This window comes from Herbaspirillum rhizosphaerae (assembly GCF_046025915.1).
In the GTDB taxonomy this organism is placed as follows: Bacteria; Pseudomonadota; Gammaproteobacteria; order Burkholderiales; family Burkholderiaceae_D; genus Herbaspirillum; species Herbaspirillum rhizosphaerae_A.
Map to the genome: position 1 here is coordinate 139284 of NZ_JAQQFR010000001.1, position 19081 is coordinate 158364.

Below are 19081 nucleotides of genomic sequence, written 5' to 3' on the forward strand. Positions count from 1 at the left end.
GTAGATGAGTCTTGCTGTATTAAAGAGCCGTGCGCTTGCGGGCATGGATGCGCCGCAAGTCACGGTGGAAGTCCACCTTGCCAACGGCCTGCCCTCCTTCACCATCGTTGGCCTCCCTGAGACCGAGGTCAAGGAATCCAAAGATCGCGTGCGCGCTGCCTTGCAGAACGCGCGCTTCGAATTCCCCGCAAAAAGAATCACTGTCAACCTGGCGCCGGCTGATCTGCCGAAAGAATCCGGCCGCTTCGACCTGCCGATTGCACTCGGCATTCTTGCCGCATCGGGCCAGATGCCGGGCGATGCGCTGGATGGCTACGAATTCGCCGGAGAACTGTCACTCTCCGGCGACCTGAGGCCGATTCGAGGCGCACTGGCAATGACCTACGCCATGCACAAATCAAATCACAGCGATGGTTACGCGCGCACCTTCATCTTGCCGCGCGAGAATGCCGACGAAGCAGCATTGGTCAGCAACGCGACCATCTTCCCCGCTGACTCTCTGTTGCAGGTGTGTGCACATTTCGCCGGCTTCGACCCGGACGCGAGATTGAGCCGCCATCGCCCGTCCGTGCAGCCTGCTGCGCCAGCGTATCTGGATTTTTCCGACGTCAAAGGTCAGCTGCAAGCTAAACGTGCGTTGGAAGTTGCTGCAGCCGGTGGCCACAGCGTCCTCTTGGTAGGTCCTCCAGGAACAGGGAAATCCATGCTGGCGGCGCGCTTTCCCGGCATCTTGCCGCCCATGACCGACGACGAAGCGCTGGAATCTGCGGCGGTTCAATCAGTCACCGGCGGGTTCTCCACCACACGATGGAAAGCGCGTCCCTACAGGTCGCCGCACCATACTGCTTCCGGCGTGGCGCTGGTCGGCGGCGGCGGAACACCCCGCCCGGGCGAAATCTCGCTGGCGCATCGCGGAGTTTTGTTTCTGGATGAACTACCTGAATTTGATCGCAAAGTGCTGGAAGTATTGCGCGAGCCGATGGAATCCGGCCGGATCACCATCTCGCGTGCGGCACGACAGGCTGACTTTCCTGCGCGATTTCAGTTGATTGCCGCCATGAACCCGTGTCCATGCGGTTTCTTTGGCCATCGGGAGAAACAATGCCGCTGCACGCCCGATCAAATCGGCCGGTATCAGGGAAAAATCTCCGGCCCTTTGCTCGATCGCATCGACATGCAAATTCAGGTGGGCGCACTCGCGCATGACGAACTGCTGCAGCAAGCCAACGGCGAAACATCGGCAAGCATCGCCGGACGGGTGGCGCGCAGCTTCGATTTACAGCAGCAGCGTCAGCAAAAGAGCAACCACCTTTTGTCGACAAGTGAAATCGACCTGCACTGCAAACCCGACAGCGCTGGCGAGGATTTGTTGAAAGCCGCCATGACACGGCTGAACTGGTCGGCACGCGCCTATCATCGCGTGCTGAAAGTCGCGCGTACCATTGCCGATCTCGCGCAAGATCCCGTCATCGGCAAGGCCCACATCGCCGAAGCAATCCAATACCGCCGCGCCTTGCGCGAACAATAGTCCAGATAGCCGCGAATAAACAATCACCGGCCGGCCGCAAACTTGCAGGCGGCTCGTCGTATTAAGCGGCCTTCTGCAATAGCCTGCGTACGAACCAAATAATCACCGCAGCAAATACGATCAACGCCAGCCATTGCGCAGACGGAGCAAAACCGGAGCCGACCAATGACAATGGCTCATCGCGCCCGCTGGCGCCGATAACCGCCGCCAACAACACGCCCATGATGCTTTCTCCGACAATGAGTCCTGAAGTCACCAGCACACCGCGGCGTTCGATACGCTCAACGCGTTCAAGCTCGGTCTTGTCGCCGGAAGCCTTGCGCTTCGCCAGATGCAACTGCAGCCCCCACGCGACCAGCGCCCCTGCCACCAGCGCCATGCCGACTGTTGGCGGCAGGTAGATACCAAGGCCGACCGCTAACGCAGGCAGGCGTGCGCGACTCCCGCGGCGTTCAAGGATGAAGTCGATGGCAATCAGGACAATGCCGATCGCCACGCCGATCAGGATCATGGTCCAGTTCAGTTCATGGGTAAAAATGCCGGTGGAGATCGCGGTCATCAGCGTAGCCTGCGGCGCCGCCAGCGCGTGCGACGCATCCATATCCGGGCGCGGCAGCGCACCGACGAAGCCGTAAGCGTTGTAAAGCAGTTCGAGGATCGGCGAAATCACCGCAGCGCCCACCACGCAGCCGATCAACAAAGCAATCTGTTGGCGATAAGGTGTCGCGCCAACCAGCCAGCCGGTTTTCAGATCTTGCAGATTGTCGTTGGCGATAGCGGCGATCGCGATGATGGCCGAGGTCACAAAAATGGCCAGTGCGATCGGCAGCTTGCTCGATCCAGGCGCCGCCAGCAAGTGATCGATGCTTCCGGATGCCAGCAACAGCAGTGACACAAGAATCATCGCGATGATCCCGACGCCGGAGATAGGACTGCTGGACGAGCCAACCAGACCGGCCATATACCCGCAAGCTGCAGCCACCAGAAAACCGAATACGCAAGAAAACAACAGGCTCATGGCCACCAGCCCACACAGCAAGGGCAAAGACAATTGAGCGTCCAACAGAAACAACGCGAAGATCAGCGTCAACACTGCCATCACGCCAACACCGATCAGCACGATGGCGCGTGCCGGCAAGTCTCGATCAGTCATCGCGCGCGTCCCGCCCGCTGCTGCGTGCTTGCGGTCGGCAAGCGACTCGCGCACACCTGCCAGCATCGGCTTGAACAGGGTAATGAGCGTCCAGATGGAGGCCACGCCGATGGTACCGGCGCCCATGAAGCGCACCTGCTTGCTCCATATGCCGGTGGCGTACGTTGCGATGGCAGTGCCCTCGGGTGTCGGCGTTAATACGGTGAGGATGGGTACCGCGAATACCCAACAGATGATGACGCCGATCAGCACCGCAACACCGGCAACGATGCCGATCAGATAGCCGGCGCCCAGCAAGGCCAGTGAAAAGCCAAGCGGTAGGCGGAACACCGCGGTACCTGCAGCAAGCCAGACGTTAAGCCCCTCCGACAAGACGCGAAAGCCGCTGGTCAGCAGCGCTACTGCCGCCGATATGACGCTCCCGGCCCAGATATCGTTGAGACCTTTACGCACGTCATCGCTGTTGCTGTCATTGCCTGCGGCATCCTTGGCGTTACCCACGCGCAGAATTTCTGCCGCAGCCAGCCCTTCCGGATAGGGCAAGTCGCTGTTGACCACCATGACGCGCCGCAACGGGATGGTGAACAGCACGCCCAGCATGCCGCCGGCGGCGCAGATGCCGAACGTCTGCCAATAAGGGAATCCTTGCCAGTGCCCGACCATCACCAGTCCCGGCAAAATGAAGATGACGGCGGACAAAGTACCTGCCGCAGAAGCCTGCGTCTGCACCATATTGTTTTCAAGGATGCTGGAGGAGCCGAACAGACGCAGCACCGCCATCGATATCACGGCAGCCGGGATCGCGGACGAAAAGGTGAGTCCGACCTTCAGGCCCAGATAGACGTTGGAAGCGGTGAAAAGCACCGTGATGAGAGCGCCGAGGATGACGCCGCGCACGGTCAACTCGGTCAATTCGGTCAGATTGTGTTGCGTGGAATGGGGCATGGGAGTGTCTCCTTCGTTGTTCGCTGCTTGCCGCTTATTGGTTCCGGATGGTTTCCATCTGCTTGGTCGAGATAGTTGTCTGTTTCATACCCGCTTCCGAACCAGCCCCGTTTGCTATCATGAGAGCCTTCCAGCCTAATTGTGCCCCCATGAACAAGCACGTCCGCATCGCCGCCGCTTCCCTGTTGCTGGCTTTGACCAGCGCACTCGCTTTCGGTGCCGAAAATATTGCCAGCGATCGCGATATCGGCAAAGCCATGAATCTTTTGCCGCCGGATGTGCAAAAAAGCCTCGATGAAAATGCAGCCAGAGACGCCAAAGCTGCAACCGTCAAAGAGCCGGAGCTCAGTCCGCGCTGCCGCCAGTTGCGCGCCGATATCGACCGTGCACAACACGGCGAACCAGAAACTCATCACAATACTTACCCGCAGGAGCGACGGCGCGATGGGGGTTTTGTCCCTCCGCCCTCGTCCATCCCCGGCATACAGGTCGATTCGTCCAACAGCACACTGGGCCAGATTCGCTATAGCCGGCGCGCACGACTCGAAGATCAATTCCAGCGCGAATGCCGTTAAGCGGCGATACTGACGCTCCAGATTTCATGCTTTATGTGTGATGAATTGCTGCTTCGGCTTTGTAGGTAATGTCGAGGCCGGCGTTTTTTTAAATCCGATTGTTTTCTATGTTCATTGGTATTCTTTGCGCCCTGTGCGCGGGCCTGATGTGGGGCCTGGTGTTTGTCACGCCGTTGCTGCTGGCGGATTATCCCGGCGTGGTGTTGTCGCTGGGACGCTATGTCGCTTTCGGTCTGATCGCGCTGGTGCCCGCCTTCTTCGACCGCAAGCGGATTGCTTCGCTGAGTCGCGAAGACTGGAAAGTCGCCTTCAAGCTGTCGCTGGTCGGCAATCTGCTGTACTACGCCATGCTCGCCACCGCCATCCAGCTGGCCGATGCGCCGTTGCCTACGATGCTGATCGGCACCTTGCCCATCGTGATTTCCGTCTGTGCCAACTGGCGGCCGGGACATGTATCGGAATCGGTTGCCTGGAGCCGTCTTGCGCCGTCGCTGGTAATTTTGTGCATGGGTCTGATGCTGGTCAACAGCAGCGAGCTTGAGCATCTCAGGAGCAATGTGGATAACACGCGCTCCACCTCGGACTACATGCTGGGATGTCTCGTCGCCCTCTGTGCCGTGGCGGCCTGGACCTGGTATCCGATCGTCAATTCACGCTATCTGCGCGCCCATCCCCGCATCAATTCGATAACCTGGGCAACGGCGCAAGGTCTCGCTACTCTACCGATGGCGCTGGTGGGCTTCATCCTTTATGGGATCTATAGCCATGTCGCCGGCAACAGCTACGACTTCCCGCTGGGGCCACGCCCGACTGTCTATATTCTAATGATGCTGCTGATCGGTTTGTCCGCCTCGTGGATCGGGACGCTGCTCTGGAACAAGGCCAGCCAGCTGCTGCCGACCGCATTGGTGGCCCAACTGATCGTGTTCGAAACCCTGGCCGCGCTGCTATACGCCTTTTTGTTGCGCGGCATGGCGCCGGACATGAAGATCTTGGCCGGCGTCGCCTTCCTGTGCGTGGGCGTGGTTTTCGGCGTGCGCACCTTTTCCCGGCAAGCGCCGGTGTCACCTCCTCTGTGAGCTCGCCCATGCGTTCATTTCATCTTATCGTCCTGAGCTGCACGCTTGCCCTGCTGGCCGCCTGCTCTCCCAAATACAACTGGCGTGAAGCGCATGGCGACAGGATTCAGTTCACCGTTTTGCTGCCTGCCAAACCAGCCTCGTTCTCGCGTCAGATCGACCTGAATGGCATACCGGTGGCCATGACCATGACCGCTGCCGAGATCGACGACGTCACTTTCGCCGTCGGTGCGGCTGAGCTGGCCGACGCTGCGCAAGCGCCCCAGGGGCTGGCGTCGATGCGCACTGCCCTGATCAATAATATAGGCGGCACTGTGCGCGCCACGCCCATTCCCGGCAAAACTGAAGGCGCACAGGTGCTGGATGTCGTCGCGACCGGTGTCGCACGCGGCCGCCCCATGGTGCTGATGGCGCGGCTGATCGCGAAAGACAAGCGGATCTATCAGGTACTCATCGTGGGCGAGGAAAAAGCCGTGACGCCAGAAAACATCGAAACTTTTTTCACCTCCTTCAAGCCTGTCTGAAGCGGGGATGACAAGCGCAGCGATGCCGAGGTATGCTATCGGACTGCTGTACGCCGAATAGTTGCATTTAGCGTTGTCCGAATGGAAACGCTCTGATTAACATCAATACCCTGAGGAAATATGCTGGTTACGTTCAAATCAAAAGCTGCTGCCGATGTTGTCATGTATGAATCGCATGCCAAGCCCATCCTCGATCTGCTGCACAAAGACATCTCCCGCGGTGTGATCACCGCTGCCGAGAGCGCCGACGCGATCGCCTTGCTGGAAAAGCAAATCGACTCCAGCAAATCGCATGAAGCCGCCGAAGCGCTGGAACGCGATGTGCACGCGCATCACAATGCCAACGGCGACGACCACGGTCACGAAAAGATCGAGCCGGTGACATTTTCGGCGCGCGCTTATCCGCTGCTGGACATGCTGCGTGAAGCAAAGAAGGGAAATTACGACATCCTCTGGGGCGTTTGAAGTTTAAAAGCCAAGGATTGGGACACAACACAGGAGCTGCGGCTCCTGTGTTGCTTTGTGACATACAAAACTTATAGGGCCGCTTTGGCTGCCGAGCGAAACTCGGTAAAGTAATACAGCAACGCCGCCGCAGGAAACGCAAAACCCAGCAAGGACGTGGCGCCCCACCCGCCTTCCGCATAAATCCAGGCACCCAATGCGGAGCCAAGCGCACCACCGCCAAAGAAGGTCGCCATGAACAAACCGTTGAGACGGCTGCGGATCTCGCCGCCGAGCGCATAAATGGCGCGCTGGCTCAGGACCAGATTGGCTGATACACCAAAATCGAGCAAAATCGCCGCCGCCAGCAAGATCGCCAGCGACGACTCGCGTCCACCCGACCAAAAATGCGTCAGCAAAAACGCCGCTGCCCCTGCAAACATTGCAATGCCGGTGGCCGGACGGCTCCAGCCACGGTCCGCGACGCGGCCGGCAATCGGCGCCGCGATCACGCCGATCACACCGGCAAAGGCGAACAGCGCGATTCCCTTTTGCGACATATTGAATGCCGGGCTTGCCAACCAGAGCGGCGAGGTCGTCCAGAAAAGACTGAAGGCGGCAAACATCAGCGCGTGATACATCGAACGCCGACGCAGAATCGGCGTCGTTTTGACGAGATGCCACATGGACGCCAGCAGAGCAAAGTAGTGCATCCCGGCTGGCGGGCGGCGTTGCGGCAGGTAGCGCAATAACACCAGTGCCAATAAAGCGGTAGCGACTGCCGACAGGCCGAAAATCGCATGCCAGCCCAGCAAGTCGGCCACCAGACTTGATACCGGCCGCGCCAGCAAGATCCCCATCAACAAACCGCTCATGACATTGCCGACAGCGCGTCCACGCGTTTCCGGCAAGGACATGTGTGCCGCATACGGCACCAGCACTTGCGCGCCGACCGAGCTGACGCCGATGATGAAGGCCGCTAGGAAGAACTGGCTGGCGTTGCTCGCATAGGCAGCGCCGACCAGGGCAATGCATGTGATGACCATCAGGCACACCACCAGTTTGCGGTTTTCCAGCAGATCTCCGGCCGGCACGATGAACAACAAACCCAATCCATAACCGACCTGCGCCAGCGTGACGATCAATCCGGCAGCAGCAGGAGAAATGCCGGTGGCGACGGCGATCGGACCGATCAGCGGCTGCGCGTAGTAAAGATTGGCCACGATAATGCCGCAGGCGGCGGCCAGCAGCATGATCATCCAGCCGGCGATATCCTGTTGCTTGCCCTGTACTGCTGTTGCGGTTTCCATGAGACGGGTCTTCCGGTCGAAAAAGAGGGGAACACTGTAGCCGAATTGGCGAAATCCTGCCGGTGAGGCCCATCTGCATGCTGTAAACCGGGAAAGAGATTTGGCGGCCATCGCATCGCTGCGACTCACGCTGTCCGAGCAGTCGCTCTTCCATCGGAATTCCGCCCTTGGGCCGGTGCGCCCGCTTTTTTTGTATTTTGTGACGACGGCGGTCATCCGTAATAGCAGCGGAGCCGTGGTCGCTGGTACACTGACGCTCCGCGCGGACGTAGGGATTCATCGGCGATTGCCCGATGAAAATAACCAACCGCGCCCTCGGCGGCGTTTTGACGGACGTCGGCTTCGACGTCGAACCAGCCTTTAAATTGCATTAATGTGACTCAATTCTCCTTAAAAACAGATTCCCTGGCCTATAGCCTGCATGGCGCAGCGCAAGCGATTGTCGCCGTACGCGAAGGCACCGCACTGCCGCAAGCATTGGCCCGCATCTTTGCGCACTACGACGCCACACCGCAGGCGCGCGGCGCGATTCAGGATCTGTCCTATCTGAGCATGCGCAAGCTGGGCGTCGCTGACGGACTGCTCAGCCTGCTGGCCAACAAGCCGCCGCAACCGGCTGTGCTGCACGGACTGCTGACCTGTGCGCTTTGCCTACTGCTGGATAACACCAATCCGGCGTACGACGATTTCACCGTGGTCAATCAAGCGGTCGAGGCGGCAGCTGCCGATCCCGAGATGGGCCATGCCAAAGGCGTGGTCAACGCGATCCTGCGCCGTTTTCTGCGCGAACGCGCGACCTTGCTGCCGCAAGCGGAAAAAACCCCGGCCGGCACATGGAATTATCCAACCTGGTGGATTGATCGCCTCAAAGGCGCGTATCCGGATCAGTGGCAAGCCATTCTGCAAGCGGGCAACGCGCCGCCGCCGCTGACCTTGCGCGTCAATCGCCGCAAGAACACGGTCGCCGCTTACCTGCAAACACTGACGGCACAGGGTGTCGGCGCACGTCAGGTTGGCCCGGATGCAGTACGCCTGGACAAGCCCACGCCGGTGGCACAGATCCCCGGCTTTGCCGATGGCCTGGTGTCGGTACAAGATGCCGCCGCCCAAATGGCGGCGCCTTTGCTGGACGTGCACGACGGCATGGTTGTACTTGACGCTTGTGCCGCACCAGGAGGCAAGACCGGTCATCTGCTGGAATGCGCCGACATTGATCTGATCGCGCTGGATCATGACCCCAAGCGCCTGCGCCGGATTGAAGAAAACCTGCAGCGTCTGCAACTGACCGCGACGCTCAAAGCCGGCGATGCACTCGGCGATAGAACGGATGCCGGATGGTGGGATGACAAACAATTCGATCGTATCCTCGCCGATGTTCCTTGTACCGCCTCAGGTATCGTGCGTCGCCATCCCGACATTCGCTGGCTGCGTCGCAAAACTGATACGGCACAACTCACAACACTTTCCTCGCAAATCCTCGACAATCTTTGGCAGATGCTTAAGCCGAATGGTAAATTGCTGTTGGTAACATGCTCGTTGTGGCCGCAGGAATCGGAAGATCAGGCTGCCGCCTTTGCCCAGCGCAACCAGGCTCTTCGACTGCCGGCTCCAGGTCAACTGCTGCCGACCGCCAGCGCAGAAGCCGACCATGACGGCCTGTTTTATGCGCTGTTTCAGAAAATTGGACCATGAATTGACGCAATCGGCTCTCATCTCCTCTCATCTGCCGTCATTCCGCCGTCCTCAACCGGCGTCGTCGGGAGCATCCACCGCCGTCCGCCTGTTGTGGCGCCTGCGCACCTGCGGGCTTCTGTTGACGATGGTTCTGCTGGTTTTGCTGGCTTTACTATGCTCGCCGACCACCAGCCATGCCGCGGAAGTCGATATCACGCAAGCATCGCTGGAAGCCACTGATGACGGTTACCGCTTGTCGACGTCGTATGCCTTTGAACTCAATCGCAGTCTGGAAGACGCCCTGGTACGAGGCGTGCCGCTCTACTTCACCACCGACGTGCAACTGACGCGACGGCGCTGGTACTGGTTCGACGAGGTGTCGATTTCGGTATCGCGCACAGTGCGCATCTCCTTCAATGTGCTGACCCGTCAATATCACGCCTCGACCAGCGGCCAACTGCAGCAAAGTTTTTCATCGCTGGAAGATGCCATGTCGCTGATCCGCCGGCCGCCACGCTGGATCATTGCCGACAAGAACGCTCTCACGTCCGGCGATATCTATAAAGTCGGCCTGCGCATGCGCCTGGATGTGGCCCAGCTACCCAAACCGTTCCAGATCAACGCGCTCAATAACAGCGACTGGCGCCTTTCCTCCGACTGGAAAGAATTCACCTTCAAAGTCGAATGACCCGAACCCTGCGCTATCTGCTGGTGGTGGGCGGCGGTGTCATCAGCATTCTGTTGTTCCTGCTGGCCTCGGCCTCTGAAAACTCCGCACTGTTCGATCAGCACTATCCCTGGCTGCTGGGCCTGAATGCACTGGCGGCGGTTGCTCTGCTGCTGCTGGTCGTGCTGCTGCTGACACGGCTGTACAAACGCTACCGGCGCGGCAAGTTCGGCTCCAAGCTGCTGGCACGGCTGGTGATGCTGTTTGCACTGATTGGCATTCTGCCCGGCGCGGTGATCTATCTGGTGTCGGTGCAGTTTGTATCGCGCTCGATCGAATCGTGGTTTGACGTGCGGATGGAAGCAGCGCTGGAATCCGGTCTCAATCTCGGCCGCAATGCACTGGACTCCTCCCTGACCGACCTGGCTGCGCGTGGACGTGCCATGGCGCAGGAACTGGCCGACATGTCTGAATCCGAGCAGGTTACCTATCTGTCGCGACAACGCGATCAGAGCATGGAAATCACCGTCGTCAATGCCAATGGCCAAGTTCTGGCCGCGGTAGGCGGCCGTATCGGCGTGCTGACGCCGACCGTGCCGACCGCAGCCATGATGCGCCAGGCCAAAGTCACACGCGGCTTCTCGGTCGTGGAAAGCGACGATTCACGCCCGCTCAACGGCGAATCGGATTCGGACGGCAACCTGCGCCTGCATGTGGTGATCTCCGTACCAACGTCTTCCAAAGCGATGGGCCTGCAAAACGACAATCGTTTTCTGCAAATTCTGCAGCCCGTGCCGGACTACCTCGCCACCAATGCAGAAACCCTGCGGCTGGCCTACAGCGAATACCAGCAACGCTCGGTGTCACGCTCCGGCCTGCGCAAGATTTATATCGTCACCCTGACCCTGACGCTGCTGCTGGCCATTTTCGGCGCCATCGCCAGCGCCTTCCTGATCGCCAGTGACCTCGCCAAACCTTTGCTGCTGCTGGCGGAAGGCACCAAGGCCGTGGCCGAGGGCGACCTGTCACCGCGCCCGATTGTCAGCACGTCAGATGAACTAGGCACGCTGACCCAATCCTTCAACACTATGACGCGGCAGCTGCTGGAAGCGCGCACCTCGGTGGAGAAGAATCGCGCCGAGCTGGAAAACGCCAAAGCCTATCTGGAATCCGTGCTCGCCAATATGTCCGCCGGCGTGATGGTGCTAGACAGCGAGTTCTCCATCGTCAGCGTCAACGACTCGGTGCGCCGCATCCTCGGCTACGACTTCAGCGGCCGTGTCGGCACGCCGCTGCACACCATCGACGGCCAGGCGCTGTTTGCCGAAGCGATCATCAAGGCCTTCTCGGAACAGCGCGCCCATCTTGCGTCCGACGTCGCCGAAGACAGTCTTCACTGGCAACAGCAGATTGAGCTGCCGCATCGCGGCACAAATGCCACCACCGGGAGCATTGATTCACCCGCCCCGGAAACCCGCAGAGAAGACAGCAAGGAAGGCGACTCTGCCAGCGGCAAAATCACCCTGCTGGCGCGCGGCTCGCACTTGCCGGTGGAAAGCGGCGTGGGCTATGTGGTCGTATTTGACGATATCAGCAACGTGATTTCTGCCCAGCGCTCGATTGCCTGGGGCGAAGTAGCGCGGCGTCTGGCGCATGAAATCAAAAACCCGCTGACGCCCATTCAGCTCTCTGCCGAACGGCTGCAGATGCGCCTGGCCGACAAGTTGATGCCGCAGGACGCGGCGATACTGGAAAAAAGCACGACAACGATTGTGAATCAGGTCACCGCCATGAAGCACATGGTCGACGACTTCCGCGAATACGCGAAGACGCCGCCGGCCAAACCTTCTGCATTGGACCTGAACGCACTGACCGAAGAAATTCTGCACCTTTATCTGGCCGGCGACGGTCGCGACAGCATTCACGTCAAGCTGGCACCAGACTTGCCGAAAGTCATGGGCGACGCTACCCAATTGCGCCAGGTCATCCACAACCTGCTGCAGAATGCGCAAGACGCTGTCGCCGAAAATGGCGACATAGCGCCGCATATCGACGTGGCGACGGAATTGATCAAGTATCAGGGTTCGGGCGGCGCTGCACGCAGTGCGGTACGCCTGACCATCACCGACAATGGCCCGGGTTTCGCCTCGAAAATTTTAGCTAGCGCATTCGAACCTTATGTCACATCGAAACCAAAAGGTACTGGCTTAGGCCTCGCGATGGTCAAGAAAATCATCGACGAGCATGGCGGACGAGTCGATATACAGAATAGAAGCGAAACAAGAGGCGCAAAAATATTGATTTTGCTGTTAAAGTTAGCATCCGATGCATAAGGATTAAGATTTTTGTCGTAGCTGCCGTTGATACATGGGTCTTTACCGAGTAAGGTTGCGAAATTAGGCCGGCGTTTTTTGTGTCTGCGTGCCGTACCATTTATGCGTACTGTCCTCGCCGACACGCCAGATTGATTTTGTAGCGGTGCTTTGCAAAGAGTGCACCGGTAGCGCAGAAAATCTCAAAAATATCTAGTGAGGAAAGCAGGCACATGGCTAACATCCTGGTCGTCGATGACGAAATGGGTATCCGCGAATTGCTCTCGGAAATTTTGGGCGATGAGGGACATGTCGTAGCAACCGCCGAGAATGCACAACAGGCGCGTGAATTGAGATCGGGCAGCGTTCCCGATCTGGTGCTGCTCGACATCTGGATGCCGGACACCGATGGTGTCACGCTGCTCAAGGAATGGCAGCGCGACGGTCTGTTGACGATGCCTGTCATCATGATGTCAGGCCATGCGACCATCGACACCGCTGTCGAAGCGACCCGCATCGGCGCTCTCAACTTTCTGGAAAAACCGATCGCACTGCAAAAGCTGCTCAAAGCAGTTCAGCAAGGCCTGTCGCACAGCCGCGAACCTGCACGTCCGGTCTCGTACATCCGTCCGACAGTCACGGCGAATACCGACAGCATCGATCACCACTCCAGTCCGCCGTCGTCCTACGCGCCGCCAAGCGCGTCCGACACGCTGCACCACGGACATGGCATGGCGATCGCCCCGGCGTACGCACCCATCGCCGACAATGCCTCCAATATTTCCTTTGACCTGCCGTTGCGCGAAGCGCGCGATGCGTTCGAGCGCGCTTACTTCGAATATCATCTGGTGCGCGAGAATGGCAGCATGACGCGCGTAGCAGAGCGTACAGGGCTGGAACGTACTCACCTTTACCGCAAACTCAAGCAGCTGGGCGTAGAACCCGGCAAGCTGTCCAAAAAGAGCATCTAAGGAGTTGATGCCTCACGGCAAAGCAGGATCACCTGCTTTGCCGCATACCGTATTTTTACCGGGTTCTTCCCGTCAACAGAAAAGCGCGGCATACTCACCCGCGGTTTTACAGCAGATTTACGGTGCGTTTGAGCTAGTTCCTGGCTAATTAAGCGCTAACACTAACCGTATCACTTTCAGCACCGGTAACGCCGGATGTTCTCTCCCGGAACCTTCTCGCAGCAAGTTTATCCACTCTGAAGGCGGCTCGCCTGTTCGTTCATGTCATTTTGTCATCCGGGGCACAAGTTATCCCCAATTGCGCCGTAAAACACTTAGGGAGATCAAAGAACGAGTCCAGAGGGGCACACCCCCACCTTGAAATCCCCGGATATGACGCCACTTCCTTCACAAAGCTAGCATTTGCATAAGGAGCCACTATGAACCTGATCTACAACAGTGAGCAATACAGCGTCGTTGAATTTGGTGCCGACCGTGACCATGAAGCCTTGCGCTTTGGCGGTTATGAAATCATGGACAAATCGGGACAGCGCGAAATCTACATCGACGGCCCCGCCGCCGAGTTGTTTCGCAAGGATGTGCAGGAATTGATCGCGACGGAACCGTCGATGGAAGACATCGATACCTTCCTCAGCAAGTACGATCTGATGATGCGCCATCCGATGACTTTGCACTAAGAGCCTACGGAAAAAATAAAGTACGTAGATCTCCGGACCATCGCGACGCGATCCCGCGGCACCACGCCACCACCGGGATTGCTTCGCGTCATCAAGCTTCGGCAATCCATCTGCATCCGGCGGAAAACTTCCCTCCCCTCTTTTAGCTTTCTCCCGTTTCCGCCATTCTCCGGCAGTCACTTGCATTTTTCCACACGGCTATAATGTCAGGCTTCTCTCGCATTCAAGCCTGAAGTGAACTCGTCTCCCATCACCAGCAGCCAGACCGGCATTCATGAACAGCTCTCCACGCTGGTCGTGAGACATATGGCGACGCCGTTCCGTAAGCCCGTCACTGACTACAATCGCAAGGCATTCGACAGCAGCATCGCCACATGGCGCACGGCAGGTGCAGCACCGCTGATCCTGGATACCGGATGCGGCGTGGGCCTGTCGTCCTATCATCTGGCGGTGCAGTATCCGGATCATTTCATCATCGGCATCGATCAATCGGAAGACCGGCTGGCGCGTAATACCCATTGGAGCGGGCCCGAGCCGCTCAACCTGTGCTTCGTCCGCGCCGATCTGGTCGATTATTGGCGTCTGCTGCTGGAAGCACGCATTTTCCCCGCCCGTCAGTATTTGCTCTACCCCAATCCCTGGCCCAAGATCGGCCATGTGGCGCGACGCTGGCAAGGCCATGCGGTGTTCCCAACGATCGTCGCCTTGGGGGGGTATGTCGAATGCCGCAGCAACTGGCAGATTTACATTGAAGAATTCGCGGCAGCGCTCAATCAAGTCGCCACAGACAGACTGGATCGCATCGCCATCAGCGAAACCTATGCGACCGAAACGCCGATCACTCCCTTTGAGCGCAAGTACCTGTCCTCGGGACATGGTTTGTGGCGTTGCTGTGCGCAGGTGAGCGCAGCGCTTTGACATAAACCAGATTCCAACACACGCACCGAGTCCACAACCTAAGCTCAACCTATCCCTTAATCCTCGCCAACATGGCTCTTCTTCCCGGATATCCAGCATGAGTCTCGCTGTCATCGCACTGGTGCTCTGCGCCGCCCTGTTGCACGCCTCATGGAACGCTTTACTGAAAAGCAGCGGCGACCGTCTCGCTTCGCTCACGCTCATGACCATCGGCGCTGGCATCGCCGCTATCCCACTGGTGGTGTTCACGCCGCTACCGCATGCAGACGCGTGGTTCTACATCATCCTTTCCGCAATCCTGCATACCGGCTACAACCTGTTTCTGATCCGTGCCTATCGCATTGGCGACTTCGGTCAGTCCTACCCGATCGCGCGCGGCTCGTCGCCGCTGCTGGTGTCAATCGGCGCCGCGATCTTCGCCGGCGAACAGATGAACAGCTACACTTGGATCGGCGTCGGCCTGGTATCGATCGGCATCATCAGCCTCGCGCATCTCAAAGATCGCCGCAACCTGTCCGGCCCGATTGCCGCGTTCACCACCGGCGCTTTCATCGCAGCCTACACCGTCACCGACGGCATCGGCGCCCGTCTGGCGGGCAACTCCATCTCCTATTCAGGCTGGTTGTTTGTGCTCGACAGCTTTCCGCTGGCCTTGATTTTCATGTGGATGCATCGACGCCTGCCGATGGCAACGGAGCGCAAGCAAAACAGGCTCAGTCTTGCCGGTGGCGTCATGTCTTTGCTGGCTTACGGGATTGTGATCTGGGCGGTGACGCTGGCGCCGATGGGAACCATCTCAGCATTGCGCGAGACGTCGGTACTGTTTGCCGCGTTGATCGGTGCGATCTTTCTGGGAGAAAAACTGACGATGCGGCGCATCTTTGCCTGCATCGTCATTACCGTCGGCGCTATCGTGCTGGGGATGCATCGCTAGCACGATAGCTTGATAGCACCGACGTAAATGAAGCCTTAGATTTCGACCTTCGTTCCCAGCTCCACCACCCGGTTCGCCGGGATGTGGAAGAAGTCCGAAGGCTTGGCGCCGTTCTGATACATCCACGCGAACAGCTGTTCGCGCCACAGCGACATACCCAGCAACTTGCTCGGCACCACCGTGTCCCGCGCCAGGAAGAAGGACGTGTCCATCAACTCGAACTCCATGTTGAACTGCGCCGCCGTCAGATCCAGCACCTTGTTCACTTCCGGCGCTTCCTTGAAGCCGAACGCGGCACGCAGCAAATAAACGTTGCCGCCCATGTCCTTGAGCGTCAGGCGATTTTCGTTGGAAACATAAGGCACGTCCCAGATACTGATCTTCAGGAAGAACACGCGTTCGTGCAAGATGCGGTTGTGCTTGAGATTATGCAGCAGCGCCACCGGCACGGTATTGATATTGCCGGTCATGAACACCGCGGTACCGCCAACACGATGCGGTGGATGCGCCAGCAAACCCTCGACGAACGGTTCCAGTGGAATGCCGTCGTCCTTGATGCGCGTGCGCAGCAACATGCGCCCCGAATACCAGGTCATCAGCAGGAAGAACGCGGCGCCGCCCAACAGCAGCGGGAACCAGCCGCCGTCGGCGATCTTCAGCAAATTGGCGGCAAAGAACGCGAAGTCAACAGTAAAGAATGCGCCAATCACCAGCGTGACCAGCACAGGATGCCATTTCCATTCGATACGCATCACGACCGCCGCCAGTATGGTGGTAATCACCATCGTAGTCGTCACCGCCACACCGTACGCAGCCGCCAGATTGTCGGATTTCTTGAACGCCAGCACCACTGCCACCACCAGCACCAGCAACATCCAGTTGATCAGCGGAATATAGATCTGGCCACGCTCGTCTTCCGACGTATGCAGAATGCGCATGCGCGGCACGAAGCCCAGCAGAATCGCCTGACTGGTCAGCGAGAATGCGCCGGAAATCACCGCCTGCGACGCAATCACCGTCGCAAACGTTGCCAGCACCACCATCGGTACCAGCAGCACCTCCGGCACCATCAGATAAAACGGATTCTGAATCGCCGCGGGATTGGTCAGCAGATTAGCACCCTGGCCGAAGTAATTGATCACCAGGCACGGCATCACGGTATACAGCCACGCAAAGCGAATCGGGCGAATGCCGAAATGCCCCATGTCGGCATACAGCGCTTCGGCACCGGTCAGCACCAGCACCACTGAACCGAGCACGATGAACGCCTGCAGCGAATGCTCGATCATGAAATGCACGGCGTAGTAGGGATTGATCGCCACCATGATGCCCGGCGCCTTGAGGATGTGATATACCCCCAGCGCGCCCAGCGAAATGAACCAGATGAACATGATCGGCCCAAACAGCTTGCCGACCAGATTGGTGCCGTGACGCTGAATCAAGAACAGGCCGATCAGAATCGCCAGCGTCAGCGGGATCACGTAATGCGAGGTCCCCGGTACCGCGATATCCATCCCCTCCACCGCCGATAGCACCGAAATCGCCGGCGTGATCACCACGTCGCCATAGAACATACAGGCGCCGAACACGCCCAGCATCATCAGCCATTTGGCACGCGGCGAACCGCTCACGGCCGTGCGCAACGACAGCGCCATCAAGGCCAGTACACCACCTTCGCCGTTGTTGTCGGCGCGCATGACGAACAGCACGTATTTGAGCGAGACCACGATCGTGATCGACCAGAACAGCATGGAGATGATGCCAAGGACGGCGTCATGCGAAAACGCGATGCCGTGTTCCGGGCTGAAGCATTCTTTCAGCGCATAAAGCGGACTGGTGCCGATGTCGCCAAAGACGACGCCCAGTGCTGCCAGGGTGATGATGTGGAGTTTTTGTGACCGGAAGGAATAATTTGGTCTGACCTGAGATGAACTCATTGTTTTCCCGTATTTGGTTTTGGTGCTTTTAGTTCGAGTTGCGTACCGGCAGGGGCTGTGCAGTTGTGTGCAGGATGGCAGCCGCAGATTGCAGAACCGGTAAGCGCGTACTTTATCTCACTATTTCCCTCATAGGAGGCTGCGTTGCGCAAAGGCATCTGTCTTGCGCGCCATCCTTGACATTGGCAAAAGACCAAGCACCCCGCCCCTCTGCATATCGCCCGCTTTTCACCATACAGCGAACGTGCGCCAATGGCTTTCAAAATGCAGCGAAAACCGCATAAAGATATGCAATAAACACGTTTTTCATTCTTCCCTCAGCTTTATATACTCCAAGCTCATAAGGAAGGACGACTTTCGCTGCTGTTTGTTCTTAAGACTGTTTTAAAAATCTGTCGCATTCACCGGAGTATGCATGTTCGCCAAACGTTTTCTCTCTGCCGCGCTGAGCCTGAGCCTGCTCGCCGCTGCCGCTACGGCCCCGGTCGTTGCCCGCGCCGAAGGCCAGCTGCGCATCGCTGAACAATTCGGCGTCGTTTATCTGTTGCTCAATGTCGCTCAGGATCAGAAGCTGATCGAGAAACACGGCAAAGCCCAAGGCGTCGATATCAAGGTTGACTGGGTCAAGCTGTCTGGCGGTTCGGCGGTCAACGACGCATTGCTGTCAGGCGCGATCGATATCGCCGGCGCCGGTGTCGGCCCGCTCCTGACCATCTGGGACCGCACCCACGGCCGCCAGAACGTACGCGGCGTCGCTTCGCTGGGCAACCTGCCCTACTACCTGGTGAGCAACAACCCCAACGTCAAAACCATCGCCGACCTGAGCGACAAAGACCGCATCGCCCTGCCTGCCGTCGGCGTCTCGGTGCAATCGCGCGTGCTGCAACTGGCCTCCGCCAAACAATGGGGCGACGCCCAATACAACAAGCTCGACAAGATCAGCGTCGCCGTGCCACATCCCGACGCCGCTGCCGCCATCATCAACGGCGGTACCGAAATCAGCGCGCATTTCGGCAACCCGCCGTTTCAGGAACAAGAACTGGCGGGCAATCCCAAAGCACACATCGTACTGAACTCGTATCAGGTGCTCGGCGGCCCCTCGTCGGCCACGGTGCTGTACGCGACCGAGAAATTCCGCAAAGATAATCCCAAGACCTACAAAGCCTTCGTCGCCGCACTGGATGAAGCCGCCAAATTTGTCGTCGCCAACCCGGACAAGGCGGCCGATACCTACATCCGCGTCAGCAATGCCAAGATCGACCGCGACCTGCTGCTGAAGATCATCAAGAACCCGGAAGTGCAATTCAAGATCACGCCGCAAAACACCTACCCGCTCGCCGAATTCATGCAACGCGTCGGCGCCATCAAGAACAAACCGGCATCGGTGAAAGACTATTTCTTCGACGACGCCCATATCAACGGAGGCAGCTGAG

16 protein-coding genes are annotated in these 19081 nt (G+C 58.5%); 13 read left to right on the plus strand and 3 right to left on the minus strand.

Features of this window, described 5'->3' with window-relative positions:
* The first annotated feature begins 4 nt into the window (after window positions 1-4).
* Complete coding sequence (locus PQR63_RS00705; RefSeq protein ID WP_408164749.1) at window positions 5-1528, plus strand: YifB family Mg chelatase-like AAA ATPase; 1524 nt, start codon at window positions 5-7, stop codon at window positions 1526-1528.
* Window positions 1529-1589: 61 nt separating this feature from the next.
* On the opposite strand, the gene PQR63_RS00710 is transcribed toward PQR63_RS00705, so the two are convergent.
* Window positions 1590-3626: an OPT family oligopeptide transporter gene (locus tag PQR63_RS00710; protein WP_408164751.1), complete on the minus strand. Its 2037-nt coding sequence runs from the start codon at window positions 3624-3626 to the stop codon at window positions 1590-1592.
* A 149-nt stretch (window positions 3627-3775) separates the two neighbouring features.
* Between PQR63_RS00710 and PQR63_RS00715 the strand changes: the two genes are divergently transcribed.
* The 4 genes from PQR63_RS00715 to PQR63_RS00730 all read left to right on the plus strand — a co-directional run bounded on the left by PQR63_RS00715 (window position 3776) and on the right by PQR63_RS00730 (window position 6269).
* Window positions 3776-4201 carry a hypothetical protein gene (locus PQR63_RS00715; protein ID WP_408164752.1) on the plus strand — a complete coding sequence of 142 codons (426 nt, stop codon included), beginning with the start codon at window positions 3776-3778 and terminating at the stop codon, window positions 4199-4201.
* Between the two features lie 107 nt (window positions 4202-4308).
* Entirely contained in the window at window positions 4309-5280 is a 972-nt protein-coding gene (locus PQR63_RS00720) for a DMT family transporter (RefSeq protein ID WP_408164754.1), read from the plus strand.
* An 8-nt stretch (window positions 5281-5288) separates the two neighbouring features.
* The gene (locus PQR63_RS00725; RefSeq protein WP_408164756.1) at window positions 5289-5804 is read left to right on the plus strand and encodes a hypothetical protein; all 516 of its coding nucleotides are present in this window, start codon (window positions 5289-5291) and stop codon (window positions 5802-5804) included.
* 120 nt (window positions 5805-5924) lie between these two features.
* Complete coding sequence (locus tag PQR63_RS00730; protein ID WP_408164758.1) at window positions 5925-6269, plus strand: DUF1840 domain-containing protein; 345 nt, start codon at window positions 5925-5927, stop codon at window positions 6267-6269.
* A gap of 71 nt (window positions 6270-6340) precedes the next feature.
* Here the strand turns inward: PQR63_RS00730 and PQR63_RS00735 are convergent, their stop codons facing one another.
* Entirely contained in the window at window positions 6341-7558 is a 1218-nt protein-coding gene (locus PQR63_RS00735; RefSeq protein ID WP_408164759.1) for an MFS transporter, read from the minus strand.
* A 375-nt stretch (window positions 7559-7933) separates the two neighbouring features.
* Between PQR63_RS00735 and rsmB the strand changes: the two genes are divergently transcribed.
* The 7 genes from rsmB to PQR63_RS00770 all read left to right on the plus strand — a co-directional run bounded on the left by rsmB (window position 7934) and on the right by PQR63_RS00770 (window position 15711).
* Entirely contained in the window at window positions 7934-9250 is a 1317-nt protein-coding gene (gene rsmB / locus PQR63_RS00740) for a 16S rRNA (cytosine(967)-C(5))-methyltransferase RsmB (RefSeq protein WP_408164761.1), read from the plus strand.
* A gap of 127 nt (window positions 9251-9377) precedes the next feature.
* Window positions 9378-9920, plus strand: a complete 543-nt coding sequence (locus tag PQR63_RS00745; protein ID WP_408165346.1) for a DUF4390 domain-containing protein — start codon at window positions 9378-9380, stop codon at window positions 9918-9920.
* Window positions 9917-12232 carry a sensor histidine kinase gene (locus PQR63_RS00750; RefSeq protein WP_408164763.1) on the plus strand — a complete coding sequence of 772 codons (2316 nt, stop codon included), beginning with the start codon at window positions 9917-9919 and terminating at the stop codon, window positions 12230-12232. The genes PQR63_RS00745 and PQR63_RS00750 overlap by 4 nt, the downstream gene beginning before the upstream one ends.
* A 212-nt stretch (window positions 12233-12444) precedes the next feature.
* Entirely contained in the window at window positions 12445-13182 is a 738-nt protein-coding gene (locus tag PQR63_RS00755; protein WP_408164765.1) for a response regulator, read from the plus strand.
* Window positions 13183-13601: 419 nt separating this feature from the next.
* A complete protein-coding gene (locus PQR63_RS00760) occupies window positions 13602-13859 on the plus strand; it encodes a BTH_I0359 family protein (protein WP_050478365.1) in 258 nt (85 codons plus the stop codon).
* A gap of 234 nt (window positions 13860-14093) precedes the next feature.
* Window positions 14094-14777 (plus strand): tRNA (guanine(46)-N(7))-methyltransferase TrmB, encoded by a 684-nt coding sequence (gene trmB / locus PQR63_RS00765; protein ID WP_408164767.1) that lies wholly within the window; start codon window positions 14094-14096, stop codon window positions 14775-14777.
* A gap of 97 nt (window positions 14778-14874) precedes the next feature.
* Complete coding sequence (locus tag PQR63_RS00770; protein ID WP_408164769.1) at window positions 14875-15711, plus strand: DMT family transporter; 837 nt, start codon at window positions 14875-14877, stop codon at window positions 15709-15711.
* A 35-nt stretch (window positions 15712-15746) separates the two neighbouring features.
* On the opposite strand, the gene PQR63_RS00775 is transcribed toward PQR63_RS00770, so the two are convergent.
* The gene (locus PQR63_RS00775) at window positions 15747-17648 is read right to left on the minus strand and encodes a potassium transporter Kup (RefSeq protein WP_408164771.1); all 1902 of its coding nucleotides are present in this window, start codon (window positions 17646-17648) and stop codon (window positions 15747-15749) included.
* A gap of 415 nt (window positions 17649-18063) precedes the next feature.
* Between PQR63_RS00775 and PQR63_RS00780 the strand changes: the two genes are divergently transcribed.
* Window positions 18064-19080, plus strand: a complete 1017-nt coding sequence (locus PQR63_RS00780) for an ABC transporter substrate-binding protein (protein WP_094565800.1) — start codon at window positions 18064-18066, stop codon at window positions 19078-19080.
* Window position 19081: the final 1 nt, after the last annotated feature.

Bases quoted from the DNA above. Each gene is read 5' to 3' on its own strand.
- PQR63_RS00745 (WP_408165346.1), top strand. From the start codon at position 9,378: ATGGTTCTGCTGGTTTTGCTGGCTTTACTATGCTCGCCGACCACCAGC.
- PQR63_RS00720 (WP_408164754.1), top strand. From the start codon at position 4,309: ATGTTCATTGGTATTCTTTGCGCCCTGTGCGCGGGCCTGATGTGGGGC.
- PQR63_RS00760 (WP_050478365.1), top strand. From the start codon at position 13,602: ATGAACCTGATCTACAACAGTGAGCAATACAGCGTCGTTGAATTTGGT.
- PQR63_RS00735 (WP_408164759.1), bottom strand. From the start codon at position 7,558: ATGGAAACCGCAACAGCAGTACAGGGCAAGCAACAGGATATCGCCGGC.
- PQR63_RS00710 (WP_408164751.1), bottom strand. From the start codon at position 3,626: ATGCCCCATTCCACGCAACACAATCTGACCGAATTGACCGAGTTGACC.
- PQR63_RS00755 (WP_408164765.1), top strand. From the start codon at position 12,445: ATGGCTAACATCCTGGTCGTCGATGACGAAATGGGTATCCGCGAATTG.
- PQR63_RS00705 (WP_408164749.1), top strand. From the start codon at position 5: ATGAGTCTTGCTGTATTAAAGAGCCGTGCGCTTGCGGGCATGGATGCG.
- PQR63_RS00725 (WP_408164756.1), top strand. From the start codon at position 5,289: ATGCGTTCATTTCATCTTATCGTCCTGAGCTGCACGCTTGCCCTGCTG.
- PQR63_RS00715 (WP_408164752.1), top strand. From the start codon at position 3,776: ATGAACAAGCACGTCCGCATCGCCGCCGCTTCCCTGTTGCTGGCTTTG.
- PQR63_RS00750 (WP_408164763.1), top strand. From the start codon at position 9,917: ATGACCCGAACCCTGCGCTATCTGCTGGTGGTGGGCGGCGGTGTCATC.
- PQR63_RS00730 (WP_408164758.1), top strand. From the start codon at position 5,925: ATGCTGGTTACGTTCAAATCAAAAGCTGCTGCCGATGTTGTCATGTAT.
- PQR63_RS00775 (WP_408164771.1), bottom strand. From the start codon at position 17,648: ATGAGTTCATCTCAGGTCAGACCAAATTATTCCTTCCGGTCACAAAAA.
- PQR63_RS00780 (WP_094565800.1), top strand. From the start codon at position 18,064: ATGTTCGCCAAACGTTTTCTCTCTGCCGCGCTGAGCCTGAGCCTGCTC.
- PQR63_RS00770 (WP_408164769.1), top strand. From the start codon at position 14,875: ATGAGTCTCGCTGTCATCGCACTGGTGCTCTGCGCCGCCCTGTTGCAC.